The organism is Rhizobium sp. WSM1328 (genome assembly GCF_057653715.1).
Genome location: NZ_CM172788.1, coordinates 4,008,940 through 4,027,360, shown reverse-complemented (window position 1 = coordinate 4,027,360; position 18,421 = coordinate 4,008,940). Strand labels below are relative to the sequence as shown.

Below are 18,421 nucleotides of genomic sequence, written 5' to 3'. Positions count from 1 at the left end.
TTAGTTTTTGCGTATCGTTGGGTTCTGCATTCGTAAAGGTCCAGAAATGCAACAGCCGTCCATCGTGAGTTACAGCCTGAGCCAGCGTTTTCTTCACTGGGCCGTGGCGCTGCTGATCTTCTTCAACCTGCTGTTTCCCGACGGCATGAATATCTGGCATCGGCTGATGCGCAGAGGCCAGGTACCGACGCCGGAGCAGATTTCGTCGGCGAATATCCATGCCTATGTCGGCATCGCCATCCTGCTGCTTGCCGTCCTCAGGCTCGGGCTGCGTTTTACCAAGGGCGTTCCGGATGAGATCGCGCAGGAGCCGGCGATCTTCCGTCTTGCAGCGAGGCTTGCCCATGCCGGCCTCTACATCCTGATCTTCGCGATGCCGCTTTCGGGCATCGCCGCCTACTATTTCGGTATCAATCCCGCCGGTTCGTTCCACGCGGATGTCCTGAAGATCATTCTCTGGGCGCTGATCGCGGCGCATGTCGCCGGCGCCCTCGTCCATCAGTGCTATTGGAAAAGCAATGTTCTGCGCCGCATGACGCTCGGCTGACCGCCGGCATAAGCGATCACATGCGCCTTGGCCCGTTAATCGAAGAGGTGGCACAAATGGGAGTTTGATTTAGCTTATCGTTGGTTCGCAACGCATCCCATTCCATGGAAAAGACGCCTTCCCTCCGTCACTCCAGTTTCCTTGGAATTCGGAGAAATCCGATGTGAAGGTTATAACCAGATTCCCGTGGCCATACTTGTCTTGCCAAACGAGATTGCGCGTTAAATCATTTCCATCACCGTCGTCGCTCGGCTCAGCCAGCAAGCCCGTGACAGTCTGCCCCTCCTCGAAGAATACGTAGCTTCCCCTTATCTTGCCGTCTGTGACACTCGGACCGAACGTTGTCTGCGCCTCTGCCATGATGCCGTTCGACAGGAGTTCCCCGCAATATTTTCCCAGCGGAAATCGATTACTCTGGGTGGCGGTGGCGATGCATGGGATAGCGGAAGCGGCAAGAATCGCGACCATTCGTAAACTGCGAATAGCTTTCAATTTGTGCTTCCGCGGTGGCGGCAAAAAGTTGGGCCGATTTATAGTTTCCATCTCCGGCGAAATTAATTCGCTTCCCGAACCAGAGCTTGTTTTCACGCCGCCCATCCGGTGCACAAGGCCGACTTTGCCAAGCATGTCCGCTCCGTCAATCTTGGCACTGAAGGCTTAATTTACATCTGTTACGGTGAAGCCCTGCTGGCGCAGCAGTTCGATGACGCCGTCCTTGCCGGGCAGATGCAGGGCACCGACGGCCATGAAGACGTTGCCGCTGTCGAGGATGGGCGCTGCGCGCTCGGCCATCACCTTGTTGCGGTCAAGGATGACGCGCTGCTCGAAGGCGGCATAATCGCTGTTTTCACCTTCCTCCTCCGGTGTCACGGTTTTCAGCATCGGCATGGTCATGCCGATATCACCCGAGAGGTAGAGGTCGGTCATCGTCTCGACGACATCGCTCATCTTGTCGCCGAGTTCCAGCGTCTCGATCAGCGATTTCAGATGGAATTCGACCGGCAGATCGGCCATGGCCTGGATCTGCTCGGCAAGGGTTTCCAGCCCCTTGACCTGTTTGCCCTGAGCAATGGCATCGGTGGCGATCTTCTGGTCGAGGAACTGCGCGCCTTTTGCCTTGCGGGCGATTTCGCAGGCCGGCAGGGCGACGGCGCTGGAAATCATCCAGGGCCGCATCCGGGAAACGGTACTGATCGGGATACCGCGCTGCTTGAGGCCGGTTTCGAGACGCTTGTAGTCCTCGGGAGAAAGCAGCTTGTCGATCGTCGTGCCGTCGGTGAACATCGTCAGTTCCGGCTTTGCAAGCAGGGCGGCGGTCGCCTTCCGCTCATCGAGGATCTCGTCGGATTCGATGATGATCGTGTCGGCGGCATCGTGGGCTGCCTGGGCGCGCGGCGGCAGGGCCAGCACGCGCGGATCGGTGACATGCATGCTGCCGAGCAGCCACGAGGGTGCCAATCCCGGCTTCTCGATCTTCCAGAAGATACCCTTGCCGTTCGGCGTGGCGTCGGCTTCCTTCAGCGCCTCTGCGTAGCGGGCAGGGTCGTTCTGCTGCAGCTCGACCATCAGATTGCGGCCGGTGCAGGCGACGTCTTCGGCCGCTGCCGGCCTTGCCGTCAGGAAGGCGGCAAACAGGGCGGCAAGAAGCAGCATGTGAAAGGCTGCGATCAGCCAGAGCAACAGATTGGCCGGCACTGCGAGGTAAGACGTCCGGCGGCCGATTGATGTCGTCATGATGGGTGTTCCGATCACATGCTATAGGCTTCATGCTCTACGCCCGGCTTGCGCATATTCCTTTAAGAGAATGCCTTAACGAGAGCTTAAAGCGCCTCACATTCAATCGCATCCATGCGATGCGCTTTAAGCCTATCGTTTATGCATGTCGTTGCCCCAAAACCGCTGCGCACTTTTGGGCGACATCCATTACGCTCGCGGATGCGCCCGATCATACACCTCGAGCAGCCGCGATGCATCGACGCCGGTATAGACCTGCGTTGTGGAAAGGCTGGCATGGCCGAGCAATTCCTGGATGGTGCGCAGATCGCCGCCGCCGGCAAGCAGATGGGTGGCGAAGGAGTGGCGCAGTGCATGCGGTGTCGCCGTCTCCGGCAGGCCGAAGGCGCTGCGCATCTTCTGCATGGTGCGCTGGATGATCGCCGCTTGCAGCTTGCCGCCGCGGGCGCCGCGAAACAGCGGCTCGCCAGCCTCGAGATGGTATGGGCAGAGCGTGCGGTATTTCTCGACCGCGTCGAAGATCACGGAGAGCAGCGGCACCAGCCGCGTCTTGTTGCCCTTGCCGGTGATGCGGAGAGTCGTCGCGCCCTTCTGCAGGTCGGCGGGAGTAAGATCCAGCGCTTCGGAGATGCGCAGGCCGCAGCCGTAGAGCAGCGTCATAACCGCCGCATCGCGCGCCGCAATCCAGGGTTCGTCATGGAGCTGGGCGTCGTCGCTGACGACGGTGATCGCCTGGGTGTCCGACAGCGGCTTGGGCAGCGATTTCGGCTGTTTCGGCGAGCGCACCGCGGCAGCACCGGCGGCATTGACCAAGCCCTTCTTTTCGAGATGGCGCAGCAGCGAGCGAAGACCGGCGAGATTGCGACCGAGCGATCGGGCGCCGGAGCCCTGCTTTCGCCGGGCCGCCAGGAAGGCGCGGAAATCGGCGGAGCGCAACTCCCTGATATCGCCAAGCGTCACCGGGCCGGCGAGATGGCCGGTCAGAAAGGTCAGAAACTGGCGGGTATCGCGCTCGTAAGCGTCGAGCGTGTGCTCGGAAAGACGGCGCTCACTGGCGAGGTTTTCGAGCCAGGCGGCCCGTTCCGTCATCAGGCGCGGATCGGCGATAACAAGCAGTTCGTTCACGTTGCGGGCCTTGATTTTGCCTTCAAGTCCGCCAATTTGGAGCAGGAACAGTTATGGAATTGCTAATGCCGGCCAAGCCTTTGTCATCCTTCGATCATATTCTATTGCGATAGCTTATACCCCATAGACAGGATCTTTCATGGCACGGCGCGATTCCATGACGGCTTTCGGACAGCTCGCGGAAGCGATCGCTCTCGTTTCACAGGGAAAGCCCGGTCATATCGTCGATACGCTGATTGCCGAACGCGGCCAGAGGATCGTGAAAAATCCGCTCTGGCCGGTTATGCGGCCGTTCCTCTACACGCTGCTGCGCTATAACAAGGCGCTCGAATTCGCCAATGCGGTCGCCAAAATGCCGGGCTTCCAGTCGTTCGAATATCTGAGCGATGTGCTGAGGCTCGACATCGGCATCACCAATGGTGAACGCATTCCCGATACCGGCGGCTTCATCCTCGTCAGCAACCATCCGACCGGAATTGCCGACGGCGTTGCCGTGTTCGATCTCTTGAAAACGCGCCGGCCGGACATGATGTTCTTTGCCAATCGCGATGCCATCCGCGTCAATCCGCGCTTTGCCGAGATGATCATTCCCGTCGAATGGCGGGAGGAGCATAAGAGCAAGCTGAAAGCGCGCGAAACGCTGCAGCTGACCAACCATGCGGTGAAGGAAGGCAAGGCGACAGTGCTCTTTCCCTCAGGCCGTATCGCCTATTGGGCGAACGGCCGGCTGAATGAACGTCCGTGGAAGACCTCGGCCGTCGGGTTGGCGCGCAAATACAATCTGCCGATCCTTCCCGTTCATATGACGGCACGCAATTCCGGCCTGTTCTACTGGCTGGCGAAATGGTCTACCGAGCTTCGCGACATGACCGTGTTCCACGAATTGTTGAACAAACGCGGCGACCGCTTCGATTTCGTCATCGGCAATCTCATTCCGGCCGAACAGCTGGACGGCGACCTCAATGAGGTGACGAAGGCGCTGGAGAAACATACGGTGCAGGACATGGCTAGAGATGGTGACGCGAGTTTCGTGCCGGTCGGCCTGCCGGTTGCGGCGACGCGCCGCGAGATTCCGGTTCCTGCAATCTAACCATCGGCATTGCAATGACCATCGATATCCGCCGGCTCCGCGATCGATTGCCGCAGGAGATCGCAGATCTCGAAAGCGAGGCCCGGCGGGAGGGCTATCGCCATGTCGCCCGCCTTATCGACGAATGGTCGGCCGGCGCCGTCAGGTTCGAACGTGACGGCGAAAGGTTGCTTGGCGCCTATGTCGACGACGCGCTCGTCGGCATCGGCGGCATGACTGTCGACACCGCCATGTCAGGAGCGTTGCGGATGCGGCGTTTCTACATTCGTCCGGCAATGCGCGGGCGCGGCATCGGCCGGATGCTTGCCCTGGCTCTGGTCGATCATGCGCGTTCCTTCTGCACTGTCGTCACCGTTCATGCGGGAAACGATGGTGCAGCGAAGTTCTGGGAGTCGCTCGGGTTTCAACCCCACGGACGAGATGGATATACGCATCTGCTCGCGCTGCAGCGCCATAGCGATGATCCAGCGGCTTTGCATTTGCGCCGGTGTGCTACGCCCCGATCTCCTTGAGGCGGATGGCCTGGCGCGCCAGCAGCCGCTCGACATCGGCAATATCAAGCGCCGAGAGCTTGGCGCCCGGCTTGCGCAGGGTGGCGGACTTGATCACACCGCGCTTGGCAAGCACATATTTGCGCGAGGCAAGACCGATGCCCTGCTGCTGTTCGTAGCGGGCGAGCGGGAGATAGGCATCGAAGATCGCATGGGCGCGATCGGGATTTCCGGCGGCATAGGCCTCGACGACACCAACCATCATCTCGGGATAACAAAAGCCGGTCATGGCGCCATCGGCGCCGCGGCCCATTTCTTCGGGCAGGAAAAGCCCGCCATTGCCGCACAGGATGGAGATGCGCCGCGTGGCGCCCTTGTCGCTGGCGGCGCGAAGTGCCGAGATTTTCGAAAGACCCGGCCAATCCTCATGCTTGAGCATGACGCAGTTTGGCACCTCGTTGACGATGCGCTCGATGACCTTGGGCGCAATCGTCACATTGGTGGTGAGCGGATAATCCTGCAGCACGAAGGGCGTATCGCCCAGGGCCTCGCCGACCGACTGGTAGAAGGCGAAAGCCTGATCGTCGGTCTTGACGGTCCAGGGTGGCGCGACCATGACACCGGCGGCACCCTCACCCATGACGGCTTCGGCGAGCTCGCTCATCGGCGCAAGCCCTGGCGCCGAAACGCCGACGACGACGGGGAGGCGGCCATCGAGTCGCTTCAGCACCCTTTCGACGACTATCCGCGATTCCTCGGCCGTCAGCTTCGGGGCCTCGCCGAGCTGACCAAGCACCGTCAGGCCGGTGACACCGGCACCTTCGTAGAAATCGACCATGCTGTCGATGCTGGCGAGATCGAGCGCGCCGTCATCGGTGAAGGGGGTTACGGCGATCACATAGACGCCCTTGGCATCTTCAGTCAGTCTGGCCATTGGTGCTCTCCAATTCAGCGGCCGAAGAACAGCGCTTCGGCATTTCGAACAAAAATCTTTTCAGCAACCGCGGGGTCGTCGATGGTGGCCTGCATGGTCTCTACTAGCTCAGTGTCATCGGGCATGCCGTCCCACAATTCGGTGTGCGGCCAATCGCTGCCCCAGAGCAGCCTTTCCGCATGGCTGGTGGCAAGGGCGCGGCCGACCTCGGCAAAACCGTCGTAATTCACGTCCTTCGTCAGACGATAGGGCGCGGTTACTTTGACGTAGGCCTCGGCTCTGTCCATCAGTCTTTTCAGCGCATCGACATGCAATGATCTCGTCTCTCTGGCAAGCGGAATGAAGCCGAGATGATCGATGACGATGGGCAGGCGGATGCCGGACAGCGTTGCTGCAATATCGGAAAGTTGTTCGGGATTGATCTGCAATTGAAGCGACCAGCCGAGAGGGGCAATACTCTCCGCCAGTGTCCTGGCGGCGGCGAGCGGGAGGCCGCCCTTGTTGCGCGTATTGATCCGCACGCCGCGCACGCCGAGCCGGTCGAGCCGCTCTATCTCGGTTTCTGTAGTTTCGGGATCGATGACGACGACGCCGCGCAGACGATCTGGATAGGCGGCAAGCGCCTCCAGCAACACCCTGTTGTCGCGGCCATAGACGCTTGGCTGCACCAATATGCCTCTGACAATGCCAAGGCTGCCGGAGAATTCGATCCAGTCGGAAATCGTCGCGATGTCAGGCGTGTAGCTGCGTGGGGTGTTGAGCGGAGCGCCGGTGCGAAAGACGTGGAAATGCGTGTCGACCGTGCCTTGCGGCAGTGCCGCCCGAGGCAGCCGCGTCAGCGGCCGGTGGGGCAGGCAAAGCGGTGCCTCGATATCAGCGGCGCTCATCGCGCGTCGAACTCCTCGCTTTGCAGGAAGTCGAAGTCGGCGCCTTCGTCAGCCTGGAGCACGCGCTCCTGATAGAGCCTGGCATAGCCGCGCGCCGGGGCCGGGGAGGGCCGGTTGACGACATCAAGCATGCGGCGATCGAATTCCGCCTGGTCGATGTCAAGGTCGATGCGCCTGCCCTCGACGTCGAGGCGAATGCGATCGCCGGTGCGGACGATCGCCAGAGGGCCGCCATCGGCGGCTTCAGGCGCGATATGGAGGATGATCGTGCCGAAGGCCGTGCCGCTCATGCGGGCATCGGAAATCCGCACCATGTCCTTCACGCCCTGCCGCGCGAGCTTGCGCGGGATGGGTAGATAGCCGGCTTCCGGCATGCCGGGCGCACCTTTTGGCCCGGCATTGCGCAGAACCAGGATGTCATCGGCATGGACGTCGAGATCGTCGCTGTCGATGCGCAGCGTCATATCCTCGACGGAATCGAAGACCACGGCGCGGCCGATATGCTGGAGCAGATCCTTGGAGGCTGCGGATTGTTTGATGACGGCGCCACGCGGCGCAAGATTGCCGTGCAGGACGGCGATCGTTCCGATCGGCTTCAACGGTTTCTCGACGGTGCGGATGATGGTCTGGCCCGGCTCGTCGACGACAGCGTCGATGATTTCGCCGATCGTTTTGCCGTAGACCGTCGGGGCGCTGCCGTCGATTTCATGGCGCACCGCCTTCAACAGAGCCGGGACGCCGCCAGCCTCGTGGAACTGCTCCATATAATGCTGGCCGGAGGGCTGCAGGTCGACGAGCAGGGGAATGCTCCGGCCCAGCCGGTCGAGCTCGGCCATGTCGAGGCGCAGGCCGAGGCGGCCGGTGATTGCGGTAAGGTGGACGACGGCATTGGTCGAGCCGCCCATCGCCTGAAGCGCGACGAGGCCGTTGCGGACTGCCTGCGGCGTCAGGATATCGCGCACCGTCGGCGCGGCCTCATCCATGGCGAGACGCGCAGCGACACGGCCCGTCTCCTCGGCAAGGCGAACCCGTTCGGATTCGACGGCGGGCGCCGAACCGGCGCGGGGAAGGCAGAGACCCATGACTTCGGTCAGGTTCGCCATGGTGCTCGCCGTGCCCATCACCGTGCAGGTGCCGATCGAGCTGGCCAGCTTGTTGTTGACCTCGGCGATCTCGGCCTCGTCGATCTCTCCGGCGCGGAAGCGCCCCCAGAAACGGCGACAATCCGTACAGGCGCCAAGCCGTTCGCCCTTGTGGTGGCCGACGGCCATCGGGCCGGTCGGCAGGAAGATCGCCGGTATCTCGCTGCTTGCGGCGGCCATGATCTGGGCCGGCAGGGTCTTGTCGCAGCCGCCGATCAGGACGACGGCATCCATCGGCTGGGCGCGGATCATCTCTTCCGTTTCCATCGCCATCAGATTGCGCAGATACATCGAGGTCGGCGAGGCAAAGCTCTCATGGATCGAGATCGTCGGAAACACCATGGGCATCGCACCCGTCAGCATCACGCCGCGCTTGGTTGCCTCGATGAGTTGCGGCACATTGCCGTGACAGGGGTTGAAATCACTGTAGGTGTTGGCGATGCCGACGATCGGACGGTCGAGCGCATCGTCCGAATAACCCATGGCCTTGATGAATGCTTTGCGCAGGAAAAGGGAGAATCCCTGATCGCCATAACTCGTCAGCTTGCGGCGAAGACCGTTCGACAAAGCTGTTCCTCCCTCGCCAAATTGATCCATGGCCGTGGCGTCAGGGTAGAGGGATACGGAGGATTGTCAATAAATAAGATGGTGTCACTGTATCGTATTTTTGGATTTCTTCGGCGATCACCATAAAATACAATAGGAATCTCCGCAATTCGCGCTTTCGTTCAGCAATCAGATGATTGGCTTTTGTGAGGAAGCAGGATAGATTATTGATAAAATAGGATTGAATGCAGAGGAAGCGCGATGATGGGAACGGAACGACGGCGTATCGGCATTATCGGTGCCGGCTGGGTCAGTGCCTACCATCTGCCTGCATGGATGCGGCAGTCGAAAAGAGCCGAGGTCGTGGCGATCGCCGACCCGTCGCTGAGCGCCGTCGAAGCCCGGCTTGCCGCCTTCGATATCGCGCGCAGCTATGCGAGCGCGCAGGCGATGCTGGATGCCGAGCAGCTCGATGCCGTTGATATCTGCGCGCCGCGGGAGTTCCATGTCGAACTGGTTCGGCTGGCGGCAGCAAAGGGCCTCGACATCATCTGCCAGAAGCCGCTCGCGCCCTCTTACGGCGAGGCGGTCGACCTGCTGGAAGGACTTTCCGGCAGGGGCAGGCTGATGATCCACGAGAACTGGCGGTTCCGCGCCTATTATCGGCGGCTGAAGGCGTGGATTGACGAGGAGCTAGCCGGCGAGATCCGGCAGGTGCAGTTCGAATTCCTGTCCAGCGGCATGATCGCGGATGCGGAGGGAAAGAGGCCGGCGCTGGTGCGCCAGCCGTTCTTCCGGACCCAGCAGCGATTGCTGGTCATGGAGGTCATGATCCATCATCTCGATGCGCTGAGATATCTTCTGGGCGAGTTGGAGGTGGTCAGTGCACGGCTTGAGAGGAGCAATCGCGATATCGTCGCGGAGGATGTCGCAAGCGTCGTCCTGCGCCGGACGAGCGACGGCGTTCTCGTCACCATCAACGCCAATCTCGCCGTGCATGGCGCGGCGCCAGCGCCGCGTGATCACCTACGCATCTTCGGGGCGCTCGGCACGCTCGAACTGAACGGCAATCTGCTCTCGGCCGAGGGTGCGAAGCAGCGCCGGGAGAGCTTCGATCCTGACGAGACCTACCAGGGCGCCTATGACGCGACCATTGCGCATTTCCTCGACAGCCTCGATGGAAAGGTGGCGATGGAGACATCGCCGGACGATAACATCAAGACGCTTGCCCTTGTCGAGGATATCTATCGCCTGAGCCGGTTCGACCCAGAACGCAATCCACTGTAACATGGCTCGCCGTTAGAGCGCCGCGCGTCCGACAGGACGCGCTAAGGACGCTCTATCACATTAAATTGGCGCATAATCCTTTTCCGAAAATCGACTTCGATTTTCGGGGTTATGCTTCAGAGGAGATGACATTTGCAGACGCTCAACGAAAGCCGCGAAGACGGCATCGAGCATGATGATTTAAGTATTGCCCGCGCGCTGGAGGAAGACATCATTTTCGGGCGGCTTGCGCCCGGAACCCGCCTGACCGAAGACACGCTTCTTGCCCGCTTTCACGTCACGCGCCATTTCGCCCGGCAGGCGATCGTGCAGCTCGAGACGATGGGCATCGTCGTTCGGGAGCGCAACAAGGGGGCAACGGTGCGTTCGTTGACGGCTCGCCAGGTCCAGGAAATCTACGACGTGCGGGAATTGCTGCAACGGCAGGCGGCGCTGTGGATAAAGCTGCCGGCGCCCGAGGCATTGATTGAGGAACTGCTGGCGCTGCATGAGGAGCATGGCCGCCACATCGAATCCGGCTATCTCAGGGGTGTGCACGAGGCCAATGACAAGTTCCACCTGACGCTCTTTAGCGCCTGCGGCAATGCGCATCTCGTGCAATCGATCGAGCTCTATATGCGGCTCAGCCTGCCGGTGCGTGCCAATTCAATGTCGAGCAAGGAATCGCTACGCATCTCGCATGAGCATCACCGGCTGATGATCGAGATGCTGCGTGGCGGGGATAACTGGGTTCTCGCCCAGCTCTGCGTCGACCATCTACAGCCGAGCAAGAAACGTTATCTTGCCTATGTCAGCGAGAATTGACCGGGCCGTTTAAAGGGAGCGCAATCTTTCGATTACGCTCCCTTCGCCTGCCGGCTCACCAATCGAGACGCAGGAGAGACACGCCTTGACGCGGTAGGGAGACCTTGAGCTCGATCTTGCCGTCGTCGACCTTGACCGACGCCTGACCATCGATCTCGGCGAGTTTTCCCGAGGCTTCCAGCCTGGCATAGTCTTCGCCGGCCGGATTCTGCGGCTTGCCCATCGCCTTCCAGACCCCGAAAGCGTTGGAATGCTCCTCGTCCATCCTGAAATGCTTGAGCGAGGCGAACTTGCCGTCCCAGCCGTCGAGATTGACCGTGATATTGGCGGACGGCCCGGCTTCATCATCGTCGTGGTAGTGCCAGACGAGAATGGAAACGCCCTTGTCGTCGCGGGTTGCCACGACGTTGACATCGGGCTTGCCGCGAACGCCATGGCTCATGATATCTTCGATGTCGCGGCGATAATCGCTTTCCGATTCCAGCCATTCGCCGCCGAGTTTGCCGAGCATGCGGAAGCCGTTGAGAACAGCCTTATCGACGCCGTTGGTGGCAAGATCGCGGAAACCGTCGAAATAGGGCTGGTCGTCGAAGAGGAAGGCCCAGGTCACCGCGCCTTCGATGTGGATGTTGGCGCGTCTTGCAAGCTCGTAAGTGCGGATCATACTCTCGACCACATAGACGCCGTAAAGCGGACCGTTGCGATAGCCGTTCTGGGGATGGACGCGTGCGGAGCAGGCCGCACAGCCTTCCGGATCGGATTCGCCGATCACCACAGGCAGGTGCCGGAGTTCCGGAAACTCATTGATGATGGCAAGGTTCGTCTCGATGTCGCGGAGCTGCTTGTGCAGGCCCATCCGCACGTGACCCTCGTAGATCACAGGATTGCCCTTGGCGTGGAAGGCGAGGAAATCGATCGGCGACTTGTTCTCGACCACGTGCCTGAGGAAGGCGCGCAGGAAGGTCTGGGCCTTTTCATTGGCAAAGGCGCCGCAGGTGTGCGGGCCGCCGACGCGGGCATTGGGCAAGGCACGCTTCAGGGCCTTGGCGCTGACATCATACATTTCGCAGAATTGCGGGATGGTGCCGGTCCAGTAGTGGCCGTCCGGCTCGTTCCACACTTCCCACGGCCAGCTTGAAACGACGTCCTCGCCATATCTCTCGGCAAGATGCCGTGCCCATGCTTCGATCAGGTCGCCCCATTTCTTCAGGTCCGTCGGCGGGGCCGTCCAGCCGGTGGTGATCGTCGCGTATTTGTCGGCCGGCTCCCATTGGTGGCGATAAGGGCCGTCGAAATCGGAGAGCGTCTCCGGCGTGAAGCCGATCTGGATGAGCGGAATGTTGCCGGCTTCGACATAGGTGTCGAAGATCTTGTCGATGATCGTCCAATCATAGACCGGATTGCCGTTCGCATCCTCGGTATAGGCATTGGTCGAACCCCATTTGAGGGCAGGCAGGCCGTCGCCGCTGGTCAGAAGATTGTGCGCACGGATGCGGGGCGGCTCCGGGCTCAGCTCGGTGAGTTCCTTCAGCAGCTTCCTGCCGTGCGGGGAGTAGGTGTAGTTCGGCTCGTCGTAGCCGAACCAGTTCCACAAAGGTTGGTATTTGCCGGTTGGCCGGTTGGCGTGAACGGAGATTGTCACGTCATAGGGGCTGCTCATTCTGGTGTCCTCTTGAACGGTCATGCCAAAGCCTCCTCCCGAAAGCAGCCGACCTGTCTGGTGATGAAGTGCGGCCTCTTGGGAGGGCGCCGCGCTCGCCGCAAAAGCTAAGCCAAACGCTCACTTTGTCAATAATATAAAAAAGCACATCGCTGCCCTGCGCCAAAAATGCCTGAAAATGCGCTATTTTTTATGACCAGCAAAATTATTAGTTGCCGTTTCTCAAAAAATTGTCGATAACTACGGCGTGAGTTCACCCGCCGCCGAGGAGTGCATGTGCCCTACGGCACGCGCAGGCAGGGGTTCGCTGGACGCCATCGTCAATTGATTACGGGAAGCGCTCGCCGCGGCGAGTTGAGGAGGAGGAACATCCGATGAAGTTCCGTAAATATGCAGCCTTTGCCTTATTGTCGCTCATGGCCCTTCCGGCATTTGCGCAGGATTTCATTGCCGGCATACCGCGCAACGAAACGCTGATCATCCAGGGCACGCCGCAGCAGAATGCCGACTGGTTCAACGTCTGGGCTCCGGGCGGCGGGGCGGCGGCAAACCTCAACGGCCTGCAGCAGCTGACCACCGATACGCTGTGGTTCATCAATCCCGAGGGCGGCAAGGATGCCTGGCAGAATGCGCTTGCCAGCGAACCGCCGAGCTACAACGCCGATTTCACCGAGATGAAGGTAAAGCTGCGCAAGGGGATCTTCTGGAGCGACGGTGTCGAATTTACCAGCGACGACGTGGTCTATACCGTGCAGACGCAGATCGACCATCCCGGCATGGCCTGGAGCGCGCCCTTCACCGTCAATGTCGCGAGTATCGAAAATCCTGATCCGCAGACCGTCGTCTTTCATCTGAAGAAGCCGAACTCGCGCTTCCACACGCTGTTCACGGTGCGTTGGAATGCCGCCTGGATCATGCCGAAGCACGTCTTCGAGAAGGCCGCCGATCCGCTGTCCTTCAATAATAATCCGCCGGTTTCGCTCGGGCCCTACCAGCTGCAGAGCTATGACAAGGGCGGCAACTGGACGATCTGGAAGCTGCGTGATGACTGGCAGCGCACGTCGATCGGCCTGGCTGCGGCACAACCGCCTGAGGTCAAATACGTCGTCTATCGGGCCGCCGGCAATCCGGAAGCGCGCGTCATCGAACAGCGCAACCACAATCTCGACGTCATCAACGACATGGCGCCCGAGGGCATGTTCTCGATCATGCGCGACAGCAAGAGCACGGCCTCCTGGCTGAAGGGCTTTCCTTTCGCACATCCGGACCCGACGCTGCCTTCCGTTCTCTTCAATACGAAGAAGGCGCCCTTCGACAATAAAGACGTGCGCTGGGCTCTCGCTCTACTGATCGATATCCGCGAAGTGGCGCTCGGCTCCTACCGCGGCGCGGCCAATATCGCCGCCCTTGCCACGCCGCCGACGGGTTCTGCCCCGGACGACTATTACGCACCGATGCAGGACTGGCTGACGAATTTCGAGCTCGACACCGGATCCCGCAAGATCAAGCCCTACGATCCCAACATCTCGGCGCAGATCGCCAATATGGTGCGCAGCCAATGGGCCGATCAGATCCCGACCGATCCGGCCAAGCTGCAGCGTACATTCGGCTTCGGCTGGTGGAAGAAGGACGTTCAGGCTGCAACCGAGCTGCTGCAGAAGGCTGGTTTCAAGAAAAGCGGCCGCCAGTGGGTGAAGCCTGACGGCACGCCCTTTACGATCCGCCTGCAGGTGGAAGGCGATGCCATCCCGACGCTTGCCCGCGCCGGCACGGTGATCGCCCAGCAATGGTCGCAGGCCGGCATCGCGACCAAGGTCGATGTCGCCGGCCCGACCAATGGCCAGCGCCTCAGCACCGGCGATTTCGAGACGGCGATCTACTGGAGCATCGAGACCTGGGGCGGTCATCCCGACCTCTCCTTCTTCCTCGACAGCTATCATTCGGAGTTCATCAAGCCGGTCGGGCAGATCCAGCCGCCGCGCAATCTGCAGCGCTGGCAGGATCCGCGTCTCGACCAGCTGATCGAGCGCAATCGGTCGATCGCCTTCGATTCGCCCGATGTCGCCAAGCTCGGCCAGGACTTCCTGAAGCTTGCCGTCGAGGAAATGCCGATGATCCCGCTGATGGCCTACAACAAGTTCGCACCGCTCGATACGACCTACTGGACCAACTATCCGAGCGCTGACAATCCCTATTCGGCCTCGGGTCCGAACTGGTCGAACATTCGCTACATGGTGGTCGGGCTGAAGGCCAATCCGGATGCGCCGAAGCCTTGATCGAGGCACAACAAAGGAAACAGCCGGCCGCCGGCTGTTTCCGTTCTGCTATTGAAGGGTCGATGTCATGAACGGCTTTCTGATCTATGCGGCAAAACGCTTTCTGCAATTTCTCTTCGTGGTCTTCACCGGCATCACGCTGGCCTTCCTGATCGCGCATTTTTCGCCGGTCGATCCGATCGAGCAGACCGTATCGCTGTTGACGAGCTTCGGTTCCACCGATCCGCAGGCCGTCGAAATCCTCCGCGAATCGCTGCGCGAGCTCTACGGCACCGGCGGCCCGCTGCTGGAGCAGTATTTCACCTTCTGGGGCCGTGTCCTGACCGGCGATTTCGGCCCGTCGCTTTCGTCTTTCCCGACTCCGGTGATGACCGTTATCGGCCGGGCACTGCCCTGGACCGTCGGGCTTCTGACGCTCGCAACGATCATTTCCTGGATCATCGGCAATTTTCTCGGCGCGCTTGCCGGCTATTTCCGCAGCAGCAAGCTGCTGAAGGTCGCCGGCATCGTCATCATGGCGCTGCAGCCGATCCCGACCTACATCATCGGTCTCAGCCTGGTGATCCTCTTCGGTTTCATCTGGCCGATCCTGCCGATCAGCGACGGCGCGCAGGTCAATCTCGCGCCGGCCTTCAACTGGGCCTTCATCAGCTCGGTGATCGAACACGGCATCCTGCCGGCCCTGACCCTCGTGCTCGTCGGCATCGGCGGCTGGTTCATCTCGATGCGCTCGCTGGTTTCCAACATCGTCACCGACGACCACGTCGTCTATGCCGAACTTGGCGGCGTGCGCTCGCGCAGCATCTTTTCGCAATATGTGGCGCGCAACGCCATGCTGCCGCAGGTCACCGGCCTGGCGCTCAGTCTCGGCAATGTCTTCGGCGGCGCCGTCATCGTCGAGTTCGTCTTCAATTATCCCGGGATCGGCAAGCTTCTGATCTCCGGCATCTATTCCGGCGATTACAGCCTCGTGCTCGGTGTCACCACCATCGCCATCATCGCGGTTGCCGCCGCGGTCTTCGTGATCGACATCATCTATCCGCTGATCGATCCACGCGTGAAACTGGGGTAATCCGCGATGTTCAAAGTCCTCAGAGACCTGCTGCGCTACAACAAGGAGTTCCTGCTCGGAACCATCCTGATTTCTATCATCCTGGCGCTGATCGTGGCGTCGTTCTTCTCGCCCTATGACGAGAATGCCATCTATGTAGTCGCGCCCGACATGCCGCCTTCGGCCGAATTCTGGCTCGGCACCACCTCGCGCGGCCAGGAGGTTTTCTGGCAGATCGCCGCCTCGATGCGCAATACGCTGTTCTTCGGCATCATCGTCGCCTTGGTCAGCCGCATCATCGCCATCGCCGTCGGGCTGATCTCCGGCTATATCGGTGGGCGAACCGACCAGATCATCATGGCGGTCAACGATACGCTCGGCGCACTGCCGAACATTCCGATCCTGCTGCTTCTGGTCTTCGTGCTCCGCGACCAGATGACGTGGTTCATGCTGGCGATCACCGCAGCGCTGCTCGGATGGACACATGACAGCCGCCTGATCCGTTCCGTCGCCCTGTCTCTCCGTCAGCGGGAATTCACCCGGCACGCGGTCTTTTCGGGCATGCGCACACCGCAGATCCTCATCCGCGAACATCTGCCCTATGTCATGCCGATCGTCTTCTTCACGACGATGAACAACATGATCTGGGCGATCGGCCTCGAAGTGACGCTCTCGGTGCTCGGATTTTCCGACATCAACCGGCCGACGATCGGCGGCATGATCTACTGGGCCAATGCGCATTCCGCGATGGTATCGGGCATATGGTGGTGGGTCGCCTTTCCGATGCTCTTCGTCGTCATCCTCTTCCTCGGCCTGTTCATGCTCGCCATGTCGGTGAACGAATATATCGACCCGCGCTCGCGGCTCGCCCGCATGGGAGCTTGAGGAGATGCAGAACCTGATGAGGACGCAGCCTTTGACCCTTGCCGAAAACACCATGGACGCACTGACGATCGACGGGCTGAAATGCTACTACGTCAACGACTATTTCGGTGTGCGGCGGGAAATCCGCGCAGTCGACGATATCAGCCTGACCATCCGCAAGAACGAGATCTACGGCATTGCCGGCGAATCCTCGAGCGGCAAGACATCGCTGATCAAGACGCTTGCCGGCGCCATCCGCCCGCCGATGCGCGTCGTCGGCGGAACGGTGAAATTCAATTTTGCCGACGGGCCGATCGATGTCTACGGCGAACCGGCGAAGATGAAGGCGGCACGCTGGCGTCACCTCTCCTACATCATGCAGGGTTCGATGAACGTGCTGAACCCGGTCAGAAGGGTCAAACACGCCTTCACCGATTTCGCCTCCCGCCATATGAACCTCGATCCCGCCGCCTTCCGCGCGCGCGTCGAGGCGCATCTTGCCAGGCTGCATCTCGATCCTCATGTGCTCGAAGCCTTTCCGCATCAGCTTTCGGGCGGCATGCGCCAGCGTCTGACGATCGCCCTTGCCACCGTCTGCGAGCCGGAATTCATCATCGCCGACGAGCCGACGACGGCGCTCGACGTGCTTGTCCAGCAGGACGTGCTGGCGCTGATCAAGGAAGTGCAGACCCGCCTGCAGTCCTCGGTCATCTTCGTGACCCACGACATGTCTGTGCATGCCGCCATCACCGACCGGCTGGCCATCATGTATGCGGGACGGCTGGCGGAGGAGGGGCCGACGCAGGCGATCTTCGACAATCCCCAGCATCCCTACACCGTCCACCTGATCGGCAGCCTGCCGCGCATTGGCGACGTCTCGACGCGGAAAAGCCTCAAGGGCAAGCCGCCGGCACTTTCGGATCCGCCTTCGGGATGCCGTTTCCATCCACGCTGTCCGATCGCGATCGACAAATGCGCACGTGAAGTGCCGGCGATGCTGCCGAGCGCGACGGGAGGGCGGGTCGCGTGCTTCCGTGCCGGGGAGTACCAGATCCAATGAGCAGCAATCTCCTCGAACTCGACCATGTGACCAAGCTCTTTCCGATCGGCGGTTTCTTCTCGCGCGAAAAGATGAAGGCGGTCGACGATGTCAGCTTTGCGCTTGCCGCCGACAAACCCGAGATATTCACGATCGTCGGCGAATCCGGCTCCGGAAAATCGACGCTGGCGAAGATGATCCTCGGCAGCGAAAAGGCCGATCGGGGCAGCATTCATTTCGACGGCACGGATGTGAAGGCGGTGCGGTCCCGCAGGGATCGCGAGGCTTTCATGGCCAAGGTCCAGCCGGTCTTCCAAAATCCATTCGAGGCCTTCAATCCGCTGACCCGGATCGACGAGTATCTGCTGGCCACCGCGCATCGCTTCAAGGGGGCAAAGAGCCGCACCGAGAAAGAGGCGCTTGCCGACGTTGCCCTCCAACGCGTCGGCCTGTCGATGGCGGAGATAAAGGGCCGCTTCTCGCACGAGCTTTCAGGCGGCCAATTGCAGCGCATCGCTGTCGCCCGTGCGCTGATACCCGAGCCGAAGCTGATCGTGGCGGACGAGCCGGTCTCGATGGTCGACGCATCGCTTCGCATGTCGATCGTCAATCTCTTCCGCGATCTGCGTGATGCGCTCAACGTCTCGATCGTCTACATCACCCATGATCTTGCGACCGCCTATTATATTTCCGACCGCGTGGTGATCATGCGCAAGGGCGTGGTGGTGGAGAGCGGCGATGCCAGGGACGTGCTGGAACATCCGAAACACGCCTATTCGATCGCGTTGAAGAACGCCGTTCTGCCGCCCGATCCTCGCGAGGCATCGGCGATCCTGCGTCTGCGGCAGCGCAATGCCGAGACAAATGAAGCCACTTCCGGCAGTGGCGACCGACTTGCCAGGTGAAGCGCAATTCTGAGCTTCACTGTTTAAATCGTTGCGACC

The 18,421-nt window shown here is 60.7% G+C and carries 17 protein-coding genes; 10 read left to right on the top strand and 7 right to left on the bottom strand.

From position 1 onward, the window contains the following. The first annotated feature begins 46 nt into the window (after positions 1 to 46). Positions 47 to 547 (top strand): cytochrome b, encoded by a 501-nt coding sequence (locus tag AC2444_RS20045; RefSeq protein ID WP_012759269.1) that lies wholly within the window; start codon positions 47 to 49, stop codon positions 545 to 547. Positions 548 to 616: 69 nt separating this feature from the next. On the opposite strand, the gene AC2444_RS20040 is transcribed toward AC2444_RS20045, so the two are convergent. The 3 genes from AC2444_RS20040 to AC2444_RS20030 form a co-directional block, all read right to left on the bottom strand. Continuing rightward, entirely contained in the window at positions 617 to 1,174 is a 558-nt protein-coding gene (locus AC2444_RS20040; protein WP_012759268.1) for a hypothetical protein, read from the bottom strand. Between the two features lie 30 nt (positions 1,175 to 1,204). After that, the gene (locus AC2444_RS20035; protein ID WP_012759267.1) at positions 1,205 to 2,281 is read right to left on the bottom strand and encodes a TraB/GumN family protein; all 1,077 of its coding nucleotides are present in this window, start codon (positions 2,279 to 2,281) and stop codon (positions 1,205 to 1,207) included. A 189-nt stretch (positions 2,282 to 2,470) separates the two neighbouring features. Next, positions 2,471 to 3,406, bottom strand: coding sequence for a tyrosine recombinase XerC (locus AC2444_RS20030; protein ID WP_012759266.1), 936 nt, complete (start codon positions 3,404 to 3,406; stop codon positions 2,471 to 2,473). A 139-nt stretch (positions 3,407 to 3,545) separates the two neighbouring features. Between AC2444_RS20030 and AC2444_RS20025 the strand changes: the two genes are divergently transcribed. Both AC2444_RS20025 and AC2444_RS20020 read left to right on the top strand, forming a co-directional pair. Then, entirely contained in the window at positions 3,546 to 4,496 is a 951-nt protein-coding gene (locus AC2444_RS20025) for a GNAT family N-acetyltransferase (RefSeq protein ID WP_012759265.1), read from the top strand. Positions 4,497 to 4,510: 14 nt separating this feature from the next. Continuing rightward, positions 4,511 to 5,008: a GNAT family N-acetyltransferase gene (locus AC2444_RS20020; protein WP_012759264.1), complete on the top strand. Its 498-nt coding sequence runs from the start codon at positions 4,511 to 4,513 to the stop codon at positions 5,006 to 5,008. Here the strand turns inward: AC2444_RS20020 and AC2444_RS20015 are convergent. The 3 genes from AC2444_RS20015 to AC2444_RS20005 are packed head-to-tail and all read right to left on the bottom strand — an operon-like array spanning position 4,989 to position 8,517. Further along, complete coding sequence (locus AC2444_RS20015) at positions 4,989 to 5,921, bottom strand: dihydrodipicolinate synthase family protein (RefSeq protein WP_012759263.1); 933 nt, start codon at positions 5,919 to 5,921, stop codon at positions 4,989 to 4,991. The genes AC2444_RS20020 and AC2444_RS20015 overlap by 20 nt on opposite strands. Before the next feature lie 14 nt (positions 5,922 to 5,935). Further along, the gene (locus tag AC2444_RS20010) at positions 5,936 to 6,808 is read right to left on the bottom strand and encodes an amidohydrolase family protein (RefSeq protein WP_012759262.1); all 873 of its coding nucleotides are present in this window, start codon (positions 6,806 to 6,808) and stop codon (positions 5,936 to 5,938) included. Continuing rightward, entirely contained in the window at positions 6,805 to 8,517 is a 1,713-nt protein-coding gene (locus AC2444_RS20005; RefSeq protein ID WP_012759261.1) for an IlvD/Edd family dehydratase, read from the bottom strand. The genes AC2444_RS20010 and AC2444_RS20005 overlap by 4 nt, the downstream gene beginning before the upstream one ends. 240 nt (positions 8,518 to 8,757) lie before the next feature. Here AC2444_RS20005 and AC2444_RS20000 point away from each other — a divergent pair, with 240 nt between their 5' ends. Both AC2444_RS20000 and AC2444_RS19995 read left to right on the top strand, forming a co-directional pair. Then, positions 8,758 to 9,783, top strand: coding sequence for a Gfo/Idh/MocA family protein (locus AC2444_RS20000; RefSeq protein ID WP_012759260.1), 1,026 nt, complete (start codon positions 8,758 to 8,760; stop codon positions 9,781 to 9,783). Between the two features lie 132 nt (positions 9,784 to 9,915). Then, a complete protein-coding gene (locus AC2444_RS19995; protein ID WP_012759259.1) occupies positions 9,916 to 10,587 on the top strand; it encodes a GntR family transcriptional regulator in 672 nt (223 codons plus the stop codon). 55 nt (positions 10,588 to 10,642) lie between these two features. Here the strand turns inward: AC2444_RS19995 and AC2444_RS19990 are convergent, their stop codons facing one another. Then, positions 10,643 to 12,271, bottom strand: coding sequence for a GH39 family glycosyl hydrolase (locus AC2444_RS19990; protein WP_012759258.1), 1,629 nt, complete (start codon positions 12,269 to 12,271; stop codon positions 10,643 to 10,645). 350 nt (positions 12,272 to 12,621) lie between these two features. On the opposite strand from AC2444_RS19990, the gene AC2444_RS19985 reads away from it, so the two are divergent. From AC2444_RS19985 to AC2444_RS19965, 5 genes are all read left to right on the top strand, one after another. After that, positions 12,622 to 14,523 (top strand): ABC transporter substrate-binding protein, encoded by a 1,902-nt coding sequence (locus tag AC2444_RS19985; protein WP_012759257.1) that lies wholly within the window; start codon positions 12,622 to 12,624, stop codon positions 14,521 to 14,523. A gap of 67 nt (positions 14,524 to 14,590) precedes the next feature. Then, positions 14,591 to 15,595 carry an ABC transporter permease gene (locus AC2444_RS19980; protein ID WP_003543481.1) on the top strand — a complete coding sequence of 335 codons (1,005 nt, stop codon included), beginning with the start codon at positions 14,591 to 14,593 and terminating at the stop codon, positions 15,593 to 15,595. 6 nt (positions 15,596 to 15,601) lie between these two features. Further along, positions 15,602 to 16,459, top strand: a complete 858-nt coding sequence (locus tag AC2444_RS19975; protein ID WP_012759256.1) for an ABC transporter permease — start codon at positions 15,602 to 15,604, stop codon at positions 16,457 to 16,459. Positions 16,460 to 16,463: 4 nt separating this feature from the next. Further along, the gene (locus AC2444_RS19970; protein WP_012759255.1) at positions 16,464 to 17,498 is read left to right on the top strand and encodes an ABC transporter ATP-binding protein; all 1,035 of its coding nucleotides are present in this window, start codon (positions 16,464 to 16,466) and stop codon (positions 17,496 to 17,498) included. Beyond that, positions 17,495 to 18,382: an ABC transporter ATP-binding protein gene (locus tag AC2444_RS19965; protein WP_012759254.1), complete on the top strand. Its 888-nt coding sequence runs from the start codon at positions 17,495 to 17,497 to the stop codon at positions 18,380 to 18,382. The genes AC2444_RS19970 and AC2444_RS19965 overlap by 4 nt, the downstream gene beginning before the upstream one ends. The last annotated feature ends 39 nt before the right edge of the window (positions 18,383 to 18,421 follow it).

Bases quoted from the DNA above. Each gene is read 5' to 3' on its own strand.
- AC2444_RS20045 (WP_012759269.1), top strand. From the start codon at position 47: ATGCAACAGCCGTCCATCGTGAGTTACAGCCTGAGCCAGCGTTTTCTT.
- AC2444_RS20040 (WP_012759268.1), bottom strand. From the start codon at position 1,174: ATGCTTGGCAAAGTCGGCCTTGTGCACCGGATGGGCGGCGTGAAAACA.
- AC2444_RS20035 (WP_012759267.1), bottom strand. From the start codon at position 2,281: ATGACGACATCAATCGGCCGCCGGACGTCTTACCTCGCAGTGCCGGCC.
- AC2444_RS20025 (WP_012759265.1), top strand. From the start codon at position 3,546: ATGGCACGGCGCGATTCCATGACGGCTTTCGGACAGCTCGCGGAAGCG.
- AC2444_RS20020 (WP_012759264.1), top strand. From the start codon at position 4,511: ATGACCATCGATATCCGCCGGCTCCGCGATCGATTGCCGCAGGAGATC.
- AC2444_RS20015 (WP_012759263.1), bottom strand. From the start codon at position 5,921: ATGGCCAGACTGACTGAAGATGCCAAGGGCGTCTATGTGATCGCCGTA.
- AC2444_RS20010 (WP_012759262.1), bottom strand. From the start codon at position 6,808: ATGAGCGCCGCTGATATCGAGGCACCGCTTTGCCTGCCCCACCGGCCG.
- AC2444_RS20000 (WP_012759260.1), top strand. From the start codon at position 8,758: ATGATGGGAACGGAACGACGGCGTATCGGCATTATCGGTGCCGGCTGG.
- AC2444_RS19990 (WP_012759258.1), bottom strand. From the start codon at position 12,271: ATGACCGTTCAAGAGGACACCAGAATGAGCAGCCCCTATGACGTGACA.
- AC2444_RS19985 (WP_012759257.1), top strand. From the start codon at position 12,622: ATGAAGTTCCGTAAATATGCAGCCTTTGCCTTATTGTCGCTCATGGCC.
- AC2444_RS19980 (WP_003543481.1), top strand. From the start codon at position 14,591: ATGAACGGCTTTCTGATCTATGCGGCAAAACGCTTTCTGCAATTTCTC.
- AC2444_RS19975 (WP_012759256.1), top strand. From the start codon at position 15,602: ATGTTCAAAGTCCTCAGAGACCTGCTGCGCTACAACAAGGAGTTCCTG.
- AC2444_RS19970 (WP_012759255.1), top strand. From the start codon at position 16,464: ATGCAGAACCTGATGAGGACGCAGCCTTTGACCCTTGCCGAAAACACC.
- AC2444_RS19965 (WP_012759254.1), top strand. From the start codon at position 17,495: ATGAGCAGCAATCTCCTCGAACTCGACCATGTGACCAAGCTCTTTCCG.